Source organism: Mesorhizobium sp. 10J20-29 (assembly GCF_054130485.1).
In genome coordinates, this window is record NZ_CP199156.1 from 24,505 (window position 1) to 42,463 (window position 17,959).

General features: G+C 60.8%; 15 protein-coding genes. 5 read left to right on the forward strand and 10 right to left on the reverse strand.

Going from position 1 to position 17,959, the window contains the following annotated elements:
• Positions 1-13 precede the first annotated feature (13 nt).
• Both ACT2BZ_RS00110 and ACT2BZ_RS00115 read right to left on the reverse strand, forming a co-directional pair.
• A complete protein-coding gene (locus ACT2BZ_RS00110) occupies positions 14-685 on the reverse strand; it encodes an amino acid ABC transporter permease (RefSeq protein ID WP_457938389.1) in 672 nt (223 codons plus the stop codon).
• A 65-nt stretch (positions 686-750) separates the two neighbouring features.
• Positions 751-1,551, reverse strand: coding sequence for a transporter substrate-binding domain-containing protein (locus ACT2BZ_RS00115; RefSeq protein WP_457938391.1), 801 nt, complete (start codon positions 1,549-1,551; stop codon positions 751-753).
• Positions 1,552-1,723: 172 nt separating this feature from the next.
• Here ACT2BZ_RS00115 and ACT2BZ_RS00120 point away from each other — a divergent pair, with 172 nt between their 5' ends.
• Entirely contained in the window at positions 1,724-2,416 is a 693-nt protein-coding gene (locus tag ACT2BZ_RS00120; protein WP_457938392.1) for a FadR/GntR family transcriptional regulator, read from the forward strand.
• A 364-nt stretch (positions 2,417-2,780) separates the two neighbouring features.
• Here the strand turns inward: ACT2BZ_RS00120 and ACT2BZ_RS00125 are convergent, their stop codons facing one another.
• The 6 genes from ACT2BZ_RS00125 to ACT2BZ_RS00150 are packed head-to-tail and all read right to left on the reverse strand — an operon-like array spanning position 2,781 to position 11,520.
• Complete coding sequence (locus tag ACT2BZ_RS00125) at positions 2,781-4,031, reverse strand: M20 family metallo-hydrolase (protein WP_457938393.1); 1,251 nt, start codon at positions 4,029-4,031, stop codon at positions 2,781-2,783.
• Entirely contained in the window at positions 4,028-4,984 is a 957-nt protein-coding gene (locus ACT2BZ_RS00130; RefSeq protein WP_457938395.1) for an ABC transporter permease, read from the reverse strand. The genes ACT2BZ_RS00125 and ACT2BZ_RS00130 overlap by 4 nt, the downstream gene beginning before the upstream one ends.
• An 8-nt stretch (positions 4,985-4,992) precedes the next feature.
• Positions 4,993-6,543 (reverse strand): sugar ABC transporter ATP-binding protein, encoded by a 1,551-nt coding sequence (locus ACT2BZ_RS00135; RefSeq protein WP_457938397.1) that lies wholly within the window; start codon positions 6,541-6,543, stop codon positions 4,993-4,995.
• Positions 6,540-7,646, reverse strand: coding sequence for a sugar ABC transporter substrate-binding protein (locus tag ACT2BZ_RS00140; RefSeq protein ID WP_457938399.1), 1,107 nt, complete (start codon positions 7,644-7,646; stop codon positions 6,540-6,542). The genes ACT2BZ_RS00135 and ACT2BZ_RS00140 overlap by 4 nt, the downstream gene beginning before the upstream one ends.
• Positions 7,643-9,436, reverse strand: a complete 1,794-nt coding sequence (locus ACT2BZ_RS00145; RefSeq protein WP_457938400.1) for a hydantoinase B/oxoprolinase family protein — start codon at positions 9,434-9,436, stop codon at positions 7,643-7,645. The genes ACT2BZ_RS00140 and ACT2BZ_RS00145 overlap by 4 nt, the downstream gene beginning before the upstream one ends.
• 11 nt (positions 9,437-9,447) lie before the next feature.
• Positions 9,448-11,520 (reverse strand): hydantoinase/oxoprolinase family protein, encoded by a 2,073-nt coding sequence (locus tag ACT2BZ_RS00150; RefSeq protein ID WP_457938402.1) that lies wholly within the window; start codon positions 11,518-11,520, stop codon positions 9,448-9,450.
• Between the two features lie 150 nt (positions 11,521-11,670).
• On the opposite strand from ACT2BZ_RS00150, the gene ACT2BZ_RS00155 reads away from it, so the two are divergent.
• Entirely contained in the window at positions 11,671-12,156 is a 486-nt protein-coding gene (locus tag ACT2BZ_RS00155; RefSeq protein ID WP_457938403.1) for a MarR family winged helix-turn-helix transcriptional regulator, read from the forward strand.
• Positions 12,157-12,371: 215 nt separating this feature from the next.
• Here the strand turns inward: ACT2BZ_RS00155 and ACT2BZ_RS00160 are convergent, their stop codons facing one another.
• Together ACT2BZ_RS00160 and ACT2BZ_RS00165 are read right to left on the reverse strand one after the other, a co-directional pair.
• Complete coding sequence (locus ACT2BZ_RS00160; RefSeq protein ID WP_457938404.1) at positions 12,372-13,355, reverse strand: quinone oxidoreductase family protein; 984 nt, start codon at positions 13,353-13,355, stop codon at positions 12,372-12,374.
• A 135-nt stretch (positions 13,356-13,490) separates the two neighbouring features.
• On the reverse strand, positions 13,491-14,246 hold the full coding sequence (locus tag ACT2BZ_RS00165) for a GntR family transcriptional regulator (protein WP_457938406.1): 756 nt from the start codon (positions 14,244-14,246) through the stop codon (positions 13,491-13,493).
• Positions 14,247-14,410: 164 nt separating this feature from the next.
• On the opposite strand from ACT2BZ_RS00165, the gene ACT2BZ_RS00170 reads away from it, so the two are divergent.
• The 3 genes from ACT2BZ_RS00170 (at position 14,411) to ACT2BZ_RS00180 (ending at position 17,959) form a co-directional block, all read left to right on the forward strand.
• Positions 14,411-15,187: a glutamine amidotransferase gene (locus ACT2BZ_RS00170; protein ID WP_457938407.1), complete on the forward strand. Its 777-nt coding sequence runs from the start codon at positions 14,411-14,413 to the stop codon at positions 15,185-15,187.
• A gap of 88 nt (positions 15,188-15,275) precedes the next feature.
• On the forward strand, positions 15,276-16,379 hold the full coding sequence (locus tag ACT2BZ_RS00175; protein WP_457938409.1) for a substrate-binding domain-containing protein: 1,104 nt from the start codon (positions 15,276-15,278) through the stop codon (positions 16,377-16,379).
• A 29-nt stretch (positions 16,380-16,408) separates the two neighbouring features.
• Entirely contained in the window at positions 16,409-17,959 is a 1,551-nt protein-coding gene (locus ACT2BZ_RS00180) for a sugar ABC transporter ATP-binding protein (RefSeq protein ID WP_457938410.1), read from the forward strand.

Here is a 17,959-nt window from a genome sequence, read left to right on the forward strand (position 1 = left end):
CTCGCGGAATGGTTCAGCGGCTTGGTCGGGAAAGGTGCTTTTCGAACACGCCAACCAGACGTACGAGCGGCAGCAGGATGATGAGGTATATGACCGCGGCAACAATCAGCGGCGTTGGATTGGCAGCCAAGGCTTGCGCCTGGTTGGCCTGCTTCAGGAGATCAGGCATCGCCACCACTGACGCAAGCGCCGTGTCCTTCATGACGTTGATGGCATTCGAGGTCAGCGGGGGCACGACGATGCGGATGGCCTGCGGCAGGATCACCTTGCGCATCGTCGTAGCAAAATGCAGTCCAAGGGCCCGGGCGGCTTCGAACTGGCCCTTTGGGATCGCCTCGATGCCGGCGCGGACGATCTCGGCGGAATAGGCGGCAGATACCATGGAGATGGCGGCTGTAGCCGAGGTGAACGAGGTAAGCCGGATACCGGCAAAGGGTAGCGCGTAATAGACTACGAAGAGCAGCACTAGCACGGGGATCGAGCGCAGCACGTCAATATAGGCGACCGCGAGGAAGCGTACAGGGCCGGGTCCATAAAGCCTCAGCATGGCCAGAAACACACCGGCGACGAAACCGATGACGATGCATGTAAAACCCAGGGTCAGCGTCGTCATCAGGCCGCTCAGGATCAGCGGAAGTGTATCGACGAAGACGCGGTAGTTCAGGAACGTATCGAAAACTGACATTCAGCCCCCCTTCCGACAGACAGGGGCCGCATTGGCGCGACCCCCTGTCCTGATGATGGCCGGTATCAGAGCTTGGGCATATCCATCACGGTCGAGGTGGCGAGCCCTTCATCGGGCTTTGTGCCGAACCACGTCTCATGGATTGTCGCCAGCGTTCCGTCCTTCTTCATCTCGGTGATGACGTCGTTGACCTTGCTCGCCAACGGAGCGTCTTTGTTGAACATCACCGAGTATTGCTCGGTGGTCTTGATGCGTTCGACCACTTTGAACTGCGGCTTGTCCTTCACGTAGTAGAGAAGTGCGGGAATGTCGGAGACGTAGCCGTCGATGCGGCCAGCCTGCAGGTCCAGCATGGCGGGTGTCAGGCCCTCATACTTGTTGACGGTGGCAATCTTGGTCTCGGCTAGGTGTTCGGTCACCCAGATGTCGCCGGTCGAGCCGGTGTCGACGCCAACGGTCTTGCCTTCCATGCCAGCGAGGCCCTCGATGCCGCTGTCGGCCTTCACGGTCAGCGACTGGTCGCTGTCGTAGTAGGGCTGCGCGAAGCTTACCGATTCCAGGCGCTTCTTGGTGATGGTGATCGACGATACGGCCGCATCGATCTGGCCTGACTGAACGGCCGCGAAGAGACCCTGGAAGGGGATGTTGGTGAATTTCACGTCCATGCCGAGACGCTTGCCGACTTCGGTCATGAGGTCGATCTCGAAGCCGACCGTGTTGCCGCTGGCATCCTGGAACTCCCAGGGAACGTTGCCGACATTGGCGCCGACGTTCAACTCTTCGGCTTGTGAAAATGTGGGCGTCAGAGTGGCAAGAGCGAGTGCTCCCGAGGCCAGCAGTGTTCGCCAGAAGTGCTTTTTGTTCATTCGATTCCCCTTGTGTTGGTGGTTCCGAGCAGTAAAATTGGTTAGACCGGTCAGACCAGTCTGACCAGACAATCACGCGTCATACGGAAATGCAAGGCGTTCCGCTGGGGGCTGGGATCGGCTATCGACCAAGGTGATCCCAGCCATCTAAGGTTCAACGAGGGAAAAATTGATGCTGTCGCGCACGCCAGTGACCCAAGCCGTAGCTCGCAAGATCCAAGGCATGATCTTGAGCGGCGAGTTGAAGGCCGGCGAGAAAGTGCCCTCCCAACGCATCTTCTCTGAGACGCTCAAGGTCAGCCGCGCATCGCTTCGCGAGGCATTGCTGACACTGGAGGCGATCGGGCTTCTACGAACAGAACCCGGTCGCGGCACCTTCGTCAGCCCGGAACGCTCTGCCAATTCCCGACACATGGCACGTTGGCGCTATAGCGAAAGTTACCCAGTCGCCGAAGTCTTTCAGACGCGATTGATGTTGGAGGGCCAGATCGTCGGCCTCTCCGCCAGTTTCATGTCTGAGACCGATCTGCAAAGGCTGGACTTGGAAACCGACAACATGGAGCGCCATTGGGAAGCCGGAGATCTGCTTGCGAACGTCGAGGCCGACCTGCAATTCCACCTGATCATCGCTTCCGCCTGTCCCAACAGGATGCTCGTAGACCTCTATCATTCGGTGCGCGACCGACTGACCGCCACCCAGATCCAGCCGATCCCAGTCACCGCACCAGCACGTATGCGCGAATCCATCGGCGAGCACAGACGTATAGTGGCCGCGCTTCGCCAACGCGATGCAAAGTTGGCGGCAAAGGCCATGGCAAGCCACATTCGCAATACCGCCCGCTGCGTCGGGGTGGAATTACCTTGATTGGTTCATCGACTCATCCCTTCGCCGCTAACGTGACGCCAGGACGGTGCAGTCCGAAGAGAGGTCCCTTCGCGTCGTCGCGCGTGGCAACGATAGCGTCGTGCTTGGCATTCAGCCGGCGGGTGGCGGCATGTCGGACGCATTATCGCCCGCCGTCGGAATGGGTGCGCGGGAGGCAGATACTGCAGGCACGACCCAGGCCCATCTGATTCAGAGCGATGGTTCTCAGGAAGCCGCGATAAGGGCGGTGGGCTGCGCTCCCCAAGTCTGATCTTAGCCGAAATCTACTCGTGATGGTCCGCAGAAATTGAGGTGTCCATGCGATCCGCAGGCAGCGAGGAGGCTTTGCCTTGGTCGTTTGTGTCTATCTTGCCAAGGCGTATATCGCATCAAGGAGCACATTTGCCCCGGCCTCAAGATCTTCCGGCGAGGCGTACTCCCGAACATTATGACTGATACCGTCACGGCACGGCACGAACAACATCGCCGTCGGCGCAACCTTGGCGACATTGGCAGCGTCGTGCAGCGCGCCGCTGGTCATGCGGCGATAGGCATATCCGCGGTCGGCGGCTCCACGTTCAAGAACATCGACACAGACCGCCTCGAACTCAACCGGCGGCACCGAAATCCGCTCTTCTACGCCCACAGCGCATCCCGATTCCTTGCCGATTTCCCTGCAAAGGGTCGCACATTCTTCGCAGAGTTTCGCAAGCGTGGCCGAGTCGGGATGGCGAATGTCGATGACGAAGGACGCTTCGCCGACAATCGTGCTCGGCCCATCAGTTGCCGTGCGGAGCCGGCCGACGCTCACGCGCGCGGCGGAACCGCAGCGGCGGCCAGCGTCGTGGAGCGCGACCAGCATCCGCGCCGAGGCAAGAAGCGCATCTTGCCTTTGGTCGAGCGGCGTCGTGCCGGCATGCGCGTCCATGCCGTCGACTTCAACGTCCAGCCATTTCAGACCTTGCACCGACGTTACGATCCCAACTTGCAGTCCCTCGCGCTCAAGTACGGGTCCCTGTTCGATGTGAAGCTCGACAAAAGCGCCCATCTCAAATTTTTCTGGTCGATCGCCGAGCCAGCCGCGCCGTCGCGCCTCCTCCTCGAACAGCGTGCCATCGACGGCGCGCACACTGGCAAGACGTTCGTCGTCGATCAGGCCCGCATACCAGGCTGACCCCAGGAGGCCAGGCGCATAACGAACACCCTCCTCGTTCGTCCAGTTCACGACAGCGATCGGCGCGGCCGTTTGCACACCGGCATCGTTCAGCGTTTCGACCACCTCAAGCGCCGCCAGGACGCCCGATATACCATCGAAACGGCCGCCATGGGGCTGCGTGTCAAGGTGGCTGCCCGATGCAATAACCGCTCGTGCCGGCTCGGTTCCGGCACGCACAGCGAACATGTTTCCGGCCCGGTCGACATGGAGATCAAGTCCAGCGTCGCGGCACCATGATGCAAGCAGGTCGCGGGCCTGAGCGTCTTCGGCCGACATCGCCAGGCGGCAATTGCCGTCGCCGGCGATGGCGCCGATCTTGGCCATTTCCATGTGCCGCGCCCACAGCCTGTCGACGTCGATGCCCAGTGACGCTGGGATTTTCTTGAGGGAGTGATTCAAAGAACGCGCTCCTTTCGCCCGCTGACGAGCTGCGAGATCATCACCGCAAGCACCAAGGCGCCGCCGTAAAACAGGTCGTGGACAAAGGTCCGGAAGCCAAGCACGGACAGGCCGTTAATGCCGGTAACGAGGAAGTAGACCGCAATCACCGAGCCCCAGGCATTGAACCGTCCGGGTTTGATGCAGGTGGCGCCGAGAAACGCGGCTGCGAAGGCAGGGAGCAGCAAGGTCGTTCCCGAGGTCGGATTGGCCGAACCCGTGGTGCCGGTGTAGATGACCCCGGCAATCGCGCCCAGCACACCGGAGGCAACGAAGGCGCTCATGCGAACGCGTCCGACGGCCACCCCGGTTAGCCGCCCGACCTCGCGCCCCCGGCCGGTGAAGAGCAATTGCTGACCAAATACGGTGTAGGACAGGACGTACCAGATGATCGCAGCGAGAACGATCGCATAGTAGAAGCTGATCGGGATGCCCGCGATACGGTTGATGATCACGTATTGCATCAACGTGCGAGAGACGCCGCTGATCGTCTGGCTGTCACTCATCCACAGAGTGATGCCGTGGAGAAACGTCCCAACGCCCAGCGTGACGATAAGCGAATGCACCCGAAAATAGAGAGTGATGGCGCCGTTGACCAGACCGACGACCGCGCCGGCAGCAAGCGCGACCGGTATGATATAGCCGAGCGGTATGCCCATGCGCGCACTGAGCAGTGCCGTCAGCATCGACACAAAGGTCAATGTCTGGGCAATCGACAGGTCGAAGTCGCCGGCCGTCAGCGGAATGATCAGTCCGAGCGTGACGATCACCAAGACTGCCTCCGACCCGAAGATCGACGAGAAGTTCGACCAGCTGAGGAAAGTGTCGGGGCGCATCATGCCGAACAGGGCGATGACCACCAGCCAAACCAGGAGCAGGCCGAAACGTTCGAGTTGGTGACCGAATCTAGGCATGGGATTCCCTACGCCGATGCATGTGCGCGCGTCTCCCCGTAGCAGGCGGCTTCGATCGTGGCCTTGCTGACCTCGCTGCCAGTCAGTTCGGTCTTTATGCGGCCGCGCTCGAAGACCAGGACCCGATGCGCGATCATTTCGAGTTGTTCGAATTCCGATGTCGCGCAGATTATCGCGGCGCCCTGAGCGCAGGCTTGAAGCAGGCGGTCGTATATCTCCCGGCGCGCACCGACATCAATGCCCTGTGTCGGCTCGTCCAGCAGGATCAGGCGCGGTGCAAGCTGCAGCCATTTTCCAAGCAACAGTTTTTGCTGGTTGCCGCCGGAAAGTTCCGACGCCGCCTGCCACGGCGTTTCTGCCTTCACCACGAAGGCACGCATCAACTCGGCGGTCATCGTTTCGCGGGCGCCATGTCTCAGAAGGAAGCGATCGTCGCCGCGCGCCGCCATCGGCAGCATCGCGTTCTCGGTCAGGCTCAGATCGAGTGCGAGCCCGAGCTTCTGCCGATCGGCCGGAATGAACACGATGCCGGCGGCGATCGCCGCGAACGGGGTCATCGTAGCGAGATTGTGGACAATATCGCCGATCTCAAGCCTGCCGTCGATTGCCTTTTGCGCACCGGCCAGCAGATAGGGCACGTCGTCATAGCCGGAGCCGATCAGCCCGGTCAGTCCGAGGATCTCTCCGGGCGCGACATGGATGTCGAGATTGCTGATTGTCTTGCCCGAGAGCCCGACGACATTCGAGGCCGCGTACTGTGCGGGCAGTGCATCTGCGACCATCCGCTCCTGCGCAACGGCCCGCCCGACAATTGCCTCGACGATATGCGCGCGACTGGTCTGAGCCATGTCGAAAGTGTCGATGACATGGCCATCGCGCAGCACCGTTGCGCGGTCGGTGATCGTCATAACCTCGTCGATGTCGTGGGAGACGAAGATGATGCTGACGCCCGTCTCCCTCAGCCGTCGCATCATTGTGAAGAGTTCGCGCACATCTGCCGCTGGCAGGAAGGGCGTCGGCTCGTCGAGAACAAGCAGACCCGGCGAACCATGCTCGGCATGCGCGTCGATCCGATCAGCTGCGCGAACTATTGCAAGTTGCGCCCGCTTGACTGGCGAAAGACTGTCGACGATTGCCCGCGGGTCGAGATCGAGATGATTGCGCTCGAACAGCCGTCTGGCGCGTGCCGACTCGGCGTTCCAGTCGATGAACAGGGAGTTCACCCGCTGATGGTCGCCCGCGATAAAGTTTTCAAGGACCGTCGCCTCGGCCAGAAGGCCCAAGTTCTGGTGCACGAAGGAAAGACCGATCTTCTCGCTGTTGCCAAGTGGAATGGGCAGCTGTACCGGCCTTCCGTCGATTTCGAGGGAGCCTTCGTCCGGCTTGTGAAAGCCGGAAAGTATCTTGATGAGTGTCGACTTGCCCGAACCGTTCTTGCCGAGGAGCCCGAGTATCTCTCCTGGCATTACCGCGAGGTCCGCGCGCGACAGCGCGTGGACCCCGCCAAAGGACTTCGTCAACCCTTTGAGCTTCAGTCGTGGGACGGGCGTGCTGCTCACTCGGCTATCTGCCAGAGCTTGCGATAGCCCGCGACATAGGCATCGCCGTAACCCATGGCGGCATCGGCCGGATCGCCGGCCTCAGCAATGTTGGCGGAATCGAAGACACGCAACGGAACCTTGGAGTCGCGGATCGTCTCCTTGCCGCAGAGTAGGCGCATCTCGGCATCAAGCATGGCGTGGGCGATCCAGTCGAGGTTTTCGCCGATATCCATCTCGACGTCGCCTGCCCGAATCAGGTCAAGAACGAAGGGGGTACCATTGAATGTCGCGACCTTTACCGCGTCATTGCGCCCGGCAATGGCGATCGCAGGCGTCACGAAGGTCGACATGCTGTCATAGATCGGAATGACGTAGTTCAGCTCCGCATTGGCTTGGAGCGCACCGGCAACGGTCGGCTGGATCTTCGTTGCCCAGTCGGTGATCGGCACGTTGACGATCTCGTACTTGCAGTCCGGGCACCTGGTATCGAAGGCCTCCTTGAGACCGCTGACGATCGAATCCGTCGACAGCGCTTCGTTGGACACAATGACCAGCGCATTTGTCTTGCCACTTGTCTTTGCAATCGTCCAGTCGGCCATCAGTTCACCCGCCTTGCGGTAGTCGATGGCGACCGCCGCATCGACGCCCGCCGGAGGGTTCTGCTCTAGGCCGGTCAGATGCGACGTTACGACCTTCAAACCCTTGGCCTGGGTCTGCATGACCTGCGGCTCGAAGAAACGTGGATCAGCGCCGGCCAACAGGCTGACAAGGTCGAAGCCGTTATTGGCTGCGAACTCCATACCCTGGATCCACTGTGTCGGGTTGCCCTGGTTTTCCCATTCCATGTGCTCAAACCCGAGTTCGGCAGCGACCTTCGACTTTTGGTCGCTGATCGTCTTGATGAATGGGATCGCGCTCGAAGCTGGGATCGTGAATATCTTCTTCCCAGCCATGCAGGCCTTGGCGTCGAATGGTTCGCCGGCCGCGACGAAGTCAGGAATGCCCGAATAGTTGGCGATATTCTCCTTGGCCTTGACGACCCCTTCCTGAGCCGAAGCGGGCAACAGCCCGGCCAGCACAACTGCGGATGCCAGCCCCGTAATGATTGCCGTGCGTGTCATCTGTCTCTCCTCTGTGAAACGCCGAAGTTCCCGTTATTGCTTGTTCGTAGTGCCAGCGTAGCGGCGGCGTCTACCGTGGCGCCGGTGATAGCGACTGCGTAATCCGACCGCGCCTTTTCAGCGTCGATCAGTCCGTCCAGAACATCGTCGAGCACGGCCTGCGGGTCGCGCTCGTGCGGATTGCCGTATCCACCGCCGCACGGGCCGTAGGCGGTGATGCGATCCCCCTTCGCCAGATGGCGGTAGGGAATTTTAGACGGCAGATCGTCGACGCCGCCGCCCGCATGCGCGAGTTCCACCTTAGCAGGTGAGCCATCCGCGCCGCCGAGGAACCCCCAAGGGCGGAAGCGCTGCCCATCGCCTTCGATCGATACGGCGCCGTCTTCGAGAAGTTCGAAAGAGCGTATTGAACCAATCCCGCCGCGCGAGGCGCCGGCGCCGGCGACGTTCTCGCGCAGTTCATAGTTGAGCACGCGCAACGGCAGATGGGACTCGATGTCCTCGATCGGATTGTTGCGCGTGTTGGCGTAGAGCGTATCGACGGCGTCCATGCCGTCCTTGCCGTATCGGCCGCCATAAGCGCCTTCCATGATCTCCATATGCACCCAGGGCGCGTTCTGCGAGACTCCGCTGAAGGCCATGACGCGGAGGTTGCCGATACCGGCGCTCACCTGTTGCGGCACGGCGGGCGCTATTGCTTTCATCACCGTATCGGCAACGGCATTGCCCGGGCAGAAACGGGCGATAACGGGTGCCGGAAATATCGGATTGGCAAGACACCCTTCCGGCGCGAAGATGGTGATCGGTCGGGTCAGGCCGCTGTTTTGCGGGATCGGTCCATAGACGTCGCTGTCGAGAAGGATCGAGCGCAGGGTCAGCCAGACCGCGCAATCGACCGTCCCTACCAGCGGCATGTTGATTGGCTTGTTCGACGTCTGCGGCGCCGTTCCGGTCAGGTCAACATGGATGTCGGAACCCTTGACCGTAAGCGTCACCTCGATCGGCAGTTCCTTGAGGGCCGGATCTGGACTGTCCAAGTAGCCGTCGATGAACGTCTTGGCGTTGTAGCGACCGTCGGGGACGCGCGTGATGGCATCGCGCATCAGATGTTCCGAATAGTCTAGCAGGTCTTCGTAGGCACCCGTCACTGTGTCGAGCCCATACTGATCGAGGAGCGCTGCGTAGCGATCCGCTCCGATGCGTGCGGCGGCCACCTGCGCCTCCATGTCGCCAACGACGAGATCGGCGATGCGGATGTTGCTGCGCAGGATCTGCCAGACAGGTTCCACCTTACGGCCGGCTTCGTAGACACGCACGGCCTTGAACTGCAGGCCTTCGGCGTAAGTGTCCACCGCGTCAACGATACCGCAACTGCCCGGCGTCAGCGCGCCGATATCGAGATGGTGCGCGGTCGTCACCGAGAAGCCGGCGAGTTCTCCCTTGTGAAAGATCGGCACCACGAAACCGACGTCGGGTCCGTGCGAGGCGCCGCCATAGGGGTCGTTGTGCATGAACACGTCGCCGGGATTGACGGTGTCGTGGCGCTTGTCGAGTTCGCGCAGTATGCCGGCGATGTAGCCCGGAATCGGCCCGGACTGCAGGGGCGTGCTCATCGTGCATTCGCACAGCTGGCGGCCGGTTGCATCGGTCAGCGCGGCGCCAAAATCCTCGCTTTCGCGAATGATGCTGGAATAGCTCATACGCATGAGCTTGTGGCCCATCTCGATGGCAATGTTCTCCAGCGCTCCATGGATGACCGCTGCAAGGAAGGGATCGACTCTGGTCTTCATGGTGGCTCCCCTTACGCCCGGTTCTCGCGCGACATGCGCACATTGCCGAAGCGGTCGGCCCAGTAAGTCCAGCCCGGCGGCACTACGGCTGTGGTGTCGGTTTGCAGCAGGATCGCCGGGCCGCTGAACTTGCGGTCGACGGGAAGTGACGTTCGCTCGATGTGCGGCGTGTCGTAGGTCTTCAGCGCGTCATCGAAGCGGAACACGCACCGTCCCGCGCCCACCTGCCGCGGTTCGCCCGAAGCGGTATAGGCCGGCGGCTCGGCCAGCTTGTCGACCAGGCCAAGGCCCCGAACCTTGACGGTGACGATCTCGATCGGGCTGGCCTCGAACGCGTGTCCGTACTCCTCGCGATGGCGATCGTGGAAAGCCTTCCAGACTGTCTCCAGCGACGCCTCGCCGAGCGGTCCGTCCGGCACGTCGATCTTCAACTCGTAGCCCTGACCGACATAGCGCAGGTCAGCCTGACGCAGCATCCTGACGCGAGCGGCGGGAACCTTGTCGCGCGCGAAGATCGCTCGGAGTTCCTTCTCCATGTCGTCGAATAGGCCCTGAAGACGACTGATCTCGAGCGTTCCCTTTACTGCGAAGGCGGTGCGAAGCGCATGATACTCCAAATCGGCTGTCAGCAATCCCACCGCCGAGGTGATGCCTGGATGCGGCGGGATCAGCACGTGCTGCATGTCCAGCATCGATGCGACCTCGGCCGCGTGCAGCGGGCCGGCGCCGCCGAAGCCGGCCAGCGTGAACTCGCGCGGATCGATGCCTTTCTGGACAGTCCGCGAGCGGATGGCGTTAGCCATGTTGCTGTTAAGCACGGTCAGGGCACCTTCGGCGGTTTCCTCCGGTGTGCGCCCGAGCGCTGCCGCAAGTTCGCCAATGACGCGCTCCGATGCCTGAGTGTCGAGCGACATGCGGCCACCCAGGAAATTGTCGGCGACCAGCCGGCCGAGCACGAGATTGGCGTCGGTCACCGTGGGCACAGTGCCGCCGCGACCGTAGGCCGCCGGTCCGGGATCGGCGCCCGCACTTTGCGGGCCGACCCGAAACGCCTTGCCCCGGTCGATGTGAGCGATCGAGCCGCCACCAGCGCCGATCGTATGAATGTCGATCATCGGCAGCATCACCGGAAAGTCAGCTATCTTGGCGCTACGCGCATCGGCCTCAGCGAGGCGGCCGTCACGGATGATACCGATGTCGGCGCTCGTCCCGCCGATGTCGAGCGTGACGAGGCGGTCGGTCCCTGCGTGCTCGCCGACCCAGGCGCCGCCGCGCACGCCGGCCACAAGGCCCGACAACAAGGTCGTGGCGGGACGGTCGGCGATCATCTCGGGTGTTGCCAAGCCTCCGCTCGAGGTCATGACTCGTAGTTCGCCCGTGACGCCGAGTTTGCGCAATTCATCACTCAAATTGCTGATGTAGCGGCGCACCTTAGGGCCAATGAAGGCGGACATGGCCGCCGTGGTGAAGCGTTCAAACTCGCGGAACTGGGGCGACACTTCGGCCGACGTCGTCACGAACACATCCGGCAGGAGGTCGCGAACGATCTCCGCGGCCCGCTTTTCGTGGGCCGGGTTCACATAGGAGAACAGGAAGCCGATGAGGATGGCCTCGACACCGGCGTCGCCGAGCTCGCGCGTGGCCCTAGCTACGGCGTCCTCGTCTAGCGCTGTAAGCTCGGCGCCCTTGGCATCGAGTCGCCCGGCAACGGTCTTGCGAAAGCGTCGACGGATCAGCGGTCTGCTCTGCCAAGGCAGGTCCTGCATGATCGAGTAGTGCTGCGGCCGCTGGTGGCGTCCAATATGGAGAATGTCCCTGAAGCCTTCATTGGTGATCATCCCGGTGACAGCGCCGTCATGGACGAGCATGGCGTTAGTGCCAACCGTCGTGCCGTGGAAGACCGCCTCGATCTGCTGGGGCGTCACACCCGCAATCTCGCAAATTCCACGAATGCCCTCCACCACGCCAACCGCCGGGTTGGCCGGGGTAGACGGCGTCTTGTGGATAGTCACCAATCCATCCGCCAGGTTGGCCAGGACCAGGTCCGTAAAGGTGCCTCCGACATCGACGCCCAATGCAAACATTCCAACCTCCAGAAACGCGTAAGGCGAACATTGATCCATCTGGATTGATATGGCAAGTTGAATCCATATGGGTTGAAATGTACGGATGCCATACGCGGCGGTACACATGACGCAGCGCACCAGGTGGCGGAACAGCGCGGAGGCACACGAATGGCAAATGCCGCCAACGGACTGCTGGACGAGATTTTCGCAGGTGAACTGCGGGAGTTGATGGTGATCAGCTATATCGTTCTCGGTAACAACGCAGTCACCAACCGCTTTATCGAACGCCGGTTTCGCATACCGGTCCAAGCTTGGTCAGCGCTCTACGCGATCGACCGGTTTCCGGGAATTCGCGCAAAGGAAATCAGGGAGATCTTCCCGCGTCCCCAGAATACAATCAGCCGCGCCGTTTCGCTTCTCGAACAGCGAGGCTACATCGTCCAGGAAGCTTCCGACACCGACGGTCGCGAGAAGCGGCTCCTCGTGACCGAGACCGGCAGGGCGCTGCTCGCCGACCTCATCGAGGCGTCCCGGCGACGACAGGCAGAACTGCTAGAGCCTCTGTCGGAAGAGGAGCGCGACACGTTCTTCAAACTTGCACTTAAGGTTGCCAGCGGCCAAGGGCTGCTGCGATCCTCCGTCATGGACACGTGATCCAGAAGCGCAATGCGGAGGAAATCTTTCGGCGCGGGCGGAGGCAAGTGAACCCTCCCCACTGCCTGTCGCTAGTTGGATCGGAAGCCGCCCGTTCAAGCACTGTGCCTTGCCAGTGGGCGAACAGAACTCTCAGCTGGGAAGCCACGAAAGGCTCTTCATCAGCTGCAGGTTGTCATGGCCAGCGGTGACTTTCTCGGTGGCTGCCCTGCGGCTCAATCGGCGATCTGGAGAATCAGCTTTCCCGCCACTTGCCGCGATTCCAGCCGGTCATACATTTCTTGCACCCTGTCGAGCGGGAATACCCCTTCGATCGGCACCTTGAGCGTACCCTGTGATACTCGTCCCAGAATGTCGGCGACACTGTTCTTCCAAGCTACCGATCCGAAATCCACATGCCCAAGATGGAAGCGCGTGAACGTGAGGGACCGCTGCACAAGGCGTTCCCACAGATTGGCATAAGGCTTCGCTTCAGCCTCGCCATAGCTGACGACATGGCCGAGCAGGCGTATCGTATCGAAGCTGCGGTCGAGAATGCTTCCGCCGGTAGAATCGACGACCTTGTCAACGCCCTTGCCGTCGGTGAATTCCATGACCGCAGCGACGAAATCCTCGTCGACGCGATTGATTACTTTCGCGGCGCCGTACTCCAGCGGTCGGCGTTCTTTGCCGGTCGTTCCAATTGTCCCGATCACGGTCGCCCCCGCTGCAACGCAAAGTTGGGTCAGATAGAGTCCCACGCCGCCACCGACCGCGTGCACCAAGATCGTGTCGCCGCGTTTGGTGCTGCTGACTGCATGCAGCATGTGCCAAGCGGTGGTGGCTTGGACCAGAAGAGCAGCAGCCGTATCGAGGCCGATCGCGTCGGGGATGTGCACCAGACGCTTCGCCGGAATAGTACAGAATTCGGCAAAGCCACCTGCATCCTCCGAGAACCCGGCGACCCTGTCTCCGATGTCTACATCGGTGACCCCGTGGCCCACCGCAACGACACGCCCCGCGATTTCCAGTCCGGCTACGAGTGGATACCCCTTGGGATGCGGATAGGTGCCGCGCCGCATCATCGTGTCAGCAAAGTTGCAGCCTGCGAACGACACCGCCACAAGCGCCTCTCCGGCTTTCGGTGTGGGTTCGGAAACATTGGTGAGGACCATGTTCTCCCGCGCCTCGTCGGGTTGATTAAGCAGGACTGCACGCATTCTTGGTTTCCTTGCGTAATGTCGTGTTGGATGTGGAGGCGCGGTCGGCCCGCTCGTAGATTCAAGTCAGGATCAATCACGATCCATTCCGCTGCTTCAAACGTACCTGTGACGTGCCCGGCGGTGAAGCCGTCATTACCGGTTAACCTCCAGATGAAACCGGTAGCGGTCGGCACGAAAATGTAGAACCGCATATTCGACCGGCAGACCGTCCGCACCCCGCGAAAGACGCCGCGCGATCAAAACGGCCGATCCGGGTTTGGCCCTGAGTTCGTTGGCCATAGCCTTCTCGACTATGGCCGCTTCGATGAATTCACGAGCGGCCGTGATCCTCACGCCGCACTGCCGCGCGAGCCAATCATAAAGCGATCCGCGGTCGAGTTCGGCAGCCGTCGGCGGCTCGACGTTGCGAAACAGGCCGGGCGAAAGCCAGGAAACCGCAAAGCCGATCGGAAGCTCGTCGGCCTTAAGCAGCCGCTTCGACTGGTACACAGGCGAGCCCACTTTCACCGCCAGAGCTTCCGCGACTTCGGCCGGAGCAGCCACCGGTCCCACAAAGTGGGTTTCATAGGACGGGCGAAGCCCCCTGTGGCGCATGTCCTCAGCAAATCCCGCCATCTCGGTGGCAGGCTGGTCGACGCGTGGGGTGATCACGATGGAGCCCTTGCCGGAGTGGCGCGTGATCAATCCATCGTGCTCGAGATGGTCAAGTGCGGAGCGAGACGTCGCCCGGCTCACGCCGAACGTACGGTTGAGCTGGGCTTCGGACGGCAGCGTATCGCCAGCACGGAACTGCCCTTCCTTGATTGCTGTCCGCAACCGCTCCGCGATCTGAAACCAGAGCGGAACGGGGCTGTCCCCGGGAAGCGGCTTATTCCATTTCTTCGGCATGCAGGGAACACTCCGTTCTTTCGACATAACGTACGAACGTCATGACACTTGCGTCAATGCGGCCTTTCTGCCAGTCTTTGCAGACGGACCGAGGCCGCCCCTGGCGGATTGTCGGTGATGTCGATGCGAATTCCACGGCCGTACTCTCGAAATGGGACCTGTCCATGGGTGACCGACTGAAAGTGCTTTTTGCGGGGGAATCCTGGTTTACGCAATGCATCCACACCAAGGGGTTCGATTCGTTCGAGACGTCTTCCTATCACGAGGGCGGGACTGAGCTCATTGACGCACTCCGGTCAGGCGGCGTCGACGTGACCTATCAACCGTCGCACATCGCGACCAACATTTTCCCTTCAACCATCGACGATCTGCGCGTTTTCGATGTGGTCATCCTGAGTGACATCGGCGCGAATACGCTGCTGCTGCCAGAGCGCACGTTCGTGCGATCGGAAAAGACGCCCAACCGACTTGAACTACTGTCCAGTTTCGTTCGGCAGGGCGGCGGATTTCTAATGATCGGAGGCTATCTCACCTTCCAGGGCATCCAAGCCAAAGGCAACTATTTCGGTACTCCAGTTGACGACATGCTGCCGATCTCGCTCCTTGCATCGGACGACCGCCAAGAGCAACCCCAAGGTATCTTTCCCTCGATCACCGAGCCCGGGCACCCTGTGGTTTCGGGTCTATCGGACTGGCCGCATCTTCTCGGTTACAACCGGTCCGTCATGCGGGCCGAGGGGCGCCTGGTCGCCACGGCAGGCGACGATCCGTTGATCGCAGTCAGGCAGTTCGAAAGCGGTCGCACCGCAGTCTTCTCATCCGATTGCGGTCCGCACTGGGGCCCGCCCGAATTCGTCGGTTGGGTCGGCTATGCGCGGCTTTGGCTCAATCTCGTGCATTGGTTGGCCGACAGACCGACCGTCGGGGCGGCGGGAAGATAATTTGAAAAGGTAGCCGCATGAGGACAGTTCGCGTCGGGAAGAGCTGAAATATCTGAAATAAAAATGAAGCAAATGAGAGGAGAACATAGTGATTAGAAAAACACTTGTCGCGCTTTCGCTACTGGCGCTGGTGCCTGTTTCGAGTTCGCTGGCGCAGGAAAAGCAGCCGATTTCGGGCAAAACCTGCGCCGAACTCGGCGAGTTCTACGCCAAGCTGCCCTTCACCGACGTCTTGCCGCTGGAGGAGGGGCCGGTTTCGATAAATGGCGAGGCGAAAGACCTCACGATTGGCTTTTCGCAGACCGGCTTCAACCACCCTTGGCGGGTGTCCATGCTGGAGGCCCTGCAGGCCGAGGCATGCCGCCATCCCAACATCAAGCTGATCGTCCTCGACGGTAATGTCGACGTGGCCAAGCAGAGCAACGACGTTCGCGATCTCCTTGCCCGCGGCGTAGACGGGGTCCTGCTGAGCCCGGTGGAATCGGCAGCCCTCGTTCCGGCAGCACGCGCCGTCATGGATGCCGGACTTCCTCTGGTCGTGATGGATCGGGACGTGCCGAGCGAGAAAACACTCTTCATCGGCCAGAGCAACGTGACAATGGCCGAGCAAGTCGCCGAGCGCATGGCCAAGGATCTCAACGGCAAGGGGAACATCGTCGCCATTACCGGCCTGAAAGGCTCTTCGCCGGCCGTTGACCGCGACCAAGGCATGAAGAACGTTCTGGAAAAATATCCGGATATCAAGGTGCTCGCAGTTGGTGATGGTCAATGGATCCGCGATCCTGCGGTCAAGCTGATGGAGGATTTCCTGACCGCCAATCCCGAGATCGATGCAGTGTTCTCTCATGCTGAGGAATCCTCGTGGGGTGCGCAGCTTGCCATCGCTCGGGCCGACCGCTGCAAGGACAACATTCGCCACTACACGTTCGATGGATCGAATGCCGGATTTAAGTCGGTGAAGGCGGGCACCTTTAGCGCCGATGGCAACTACACACCATTTATCGCCGACATCGGCCTTCGTGCGGTAATCTACACACTGATGGGCAAGGAAATACCCGGACAGCAGGCCTATGAGCAGCCAGGCCAGCAATTACAGTTGCCTGACAGCCCGACCGTTGTTTCCGAAAACGCCGATGAATGGATTGGACGCGGATGGGGAGACTTCGAGCCCACGCCCAATCCCTGCAAATAGAGATAGCAAAGCAAGGACCCCGGACCGTCATGGCAAGCAACGCCCTCGCCAATTCCAATTCCATTGAGGGGGAAAGTGCGCTGATCGAGGTCCGGGGACTCGGCAAGTTGTTTTCCGGGAACACCGTTCTCTCAGATGTCGACCTTGAGGTCCGCTCCGGCGAGGTTCACGCAATTGTGGGCGAGAACGGGGCCGGAAAGTCGACGCTTATTAAGGTGCTCGGGGGCGTTCACCAGCCGGATGCTGGCCGGTTATTAATCAACGGCCGCGAGATTCGTCTCAACTCCCCCCGCGATGCGTTCAGTCAAGGTATCGTGGTCATCCACCAAGAGTTGGCCCTAGCTCCACATCTTTCGGCCGAAGAAAACATATTCCTCGGCCACTTTCCCAAGACTCCGTTCGGTACGGTCGATCGCTCCGCGATGCGCTTGCGGACTCGCGATCTGCTCGACAGGCTTGAGATTTCCATCGACCAGAAGAAGCCGGTGGGCAAGCTCAGCATTGCCCAACAACAAATGGTAGAGATCGCAAAAGCGATCTCGCTCGAAGCCAAGGTTCTCATCCTCGACGAACCGACTGCGGTTCTCGACGAGCCAATGGTGGACACGCTGTTCGCGCTGATTGCACGACTCAAGGGCGAAGGCCTAGGCATAATATTTATCTCGCATCATCTCGAGGAGATCTTCCGCATCGCCGACCGGGTCACGGTCTTGCGCGACGGCTCTAGGACCGGAATCAGCCTCGTTAAGGATATCGACCAAGACTGGCTTGTCGGAAAGATGATTGGCCGCGAGTTCCCCTCGCACGAGGTTCACGTTCGCAACACTGGCGAACCAGCCCTGGAGATCGAGGGATTGACGGTGAAGGGCGTTTTCGAAGACGTGACTTTCTCGGTGCGCCAAGGAGAGATTGTTGGTCTGGCGGGGCTGGTCGGAGCAGGCCGATCCGAAGTGGCACAGGCCATCGTCGGAATTGCCAAGATCGATGCCGGATCGATAACGGTTTTCGGTCACAAGGCGCGCATTTCCAGCCCACAGGCAGCAGCACGGCTCGGCATCGCCTATGTGACGGAAGACCGGAAGGCCTACGGGCTGCTTCCAAACCGTCCAGTGCGCGAGAACGCGACGATCTCCAACCTTTCTCGATTCAGCAGAGCAGGTTTCCTAAACTTGGGTCTGGAGAAATCCTATGTTGGCCAAATCATCGAGCGCTTGGACGTAAGACTTTCGGGAATGGAGGCGCAAATCCAGACTCTCAGCGGCGGCAACCAGCAAAAAGTGCTGATCGGGCGCGCGCTGGCGGTGGCACCGAAGATCCTGATATTCGACGAGCCCACGCGCGGCGTCGACATAGGCGCCAAGGTCGAGATTTACGGATTCATCGAAGAGCTGGTCGCCAGCGGTGTCGCGGTGATTCTCATTTCCTCCGAGATGGAAGAGATCCTGCGCCTGTCGGATCGCGTCGTCGTCTTGAGGGGCGGAAGAATCGCAGCCTCGCTCTCGCGGGAGGAGGCGACCGAGACCAGCATCATGCGCGCCGCAGCGCTGGCCGGTGAGACAAATTATCCAGGACGTCATTGA

Bases quoted from the DNA above. Each gene is read 5' to 3' on its own strand.
- ACT2BZ_RS00170 (WP_457938407.1), top strand. From the start codon at position 14,411: ATGGGTGACCGACTGAAAGTGCTTTTTGCGGGGGAATCCTGGTTTACG.
- ACT2BZ_RS00160 (WP_457938404.1), bottom strand. From the start codon at position 13,355: ATGCGTGCAGTCCTGCTTAATCAACCCGACGAGGCGCGGGAGAACATG.
- ACT2BZ_RS00150 (WP_457938402.1), bottom strand. From the start codon at position 11,520: ATGTTTGCATTGGGCGTCGATGTCGGAGGCACCTTTACGGACCTGGTC.
- ACT2BZ_RS00130 (WP_457938395.1), bottom strand. From the start codon at position 4,984: ATGCCTAGATTCGGTCACCAACTCGAACGTTTCGGCCTGCTCCTGGTT.
- ACT2BZ_RS00145 (WP_457938400.1), bottom strand. From the start codon at position 9,436: ATGAAGACCAGAGTCGATCCCTTCCTTGCAGCGGTCATCCATGGAGCG.
- ACT2BZ_RS00140 (WP_457938399.1), bottom strand. From the start codon at position 7,646: ATGACACGCACGGCAATCATTACGGGGCTGGCATCCGCAGTTGTGCTG.
- ACT2BZ_RS00115 (WP_457938391.1), bottom strand. From the start codon at position 1,551: ATGAACAAAAAGCACTTCTGGCGAACACTGCTGGCCTCGGGAGCACTC.
- ACT2BZ_RS00120 (WP_457938392.1), top strand. From the start codon at position 1,724: ATGCTGTCGCGCACGCCAGTGACCCAAGCCGTAGCTCGCAAGATCCAA.
- ACT2BZ_RS00165 (WP_457938406.1), bottom strand. From the start codon at position 14,246: ATGCCGAAGAAATGGAATAAGCCGCTTCCCGGGGACAGCCCCGTTCCG.
- ACT2BZ_RS00155 (WP_457938403.1), top strand. From the start codon at position 11,671: ATGGCAAATGCCGCCAACGGACTGCTGGACGAGATTTTCGCAGGTGAA.
- ACT2BZ_RS00110 (WP_457938389.1), bottom strand. From the start codon at position 685: ATGTCAGTTTTCGATACGTTCCTGAACTACCGCGTCTTCGTCGATACA.
- ACT2BZ_RS00180 (WP_457938410.1), top strand. From the start codon at position 16,409: ATGGCAAGCAACGCCCTCGCCAATTCCAATTCCATTGAGGGGGAAAGT.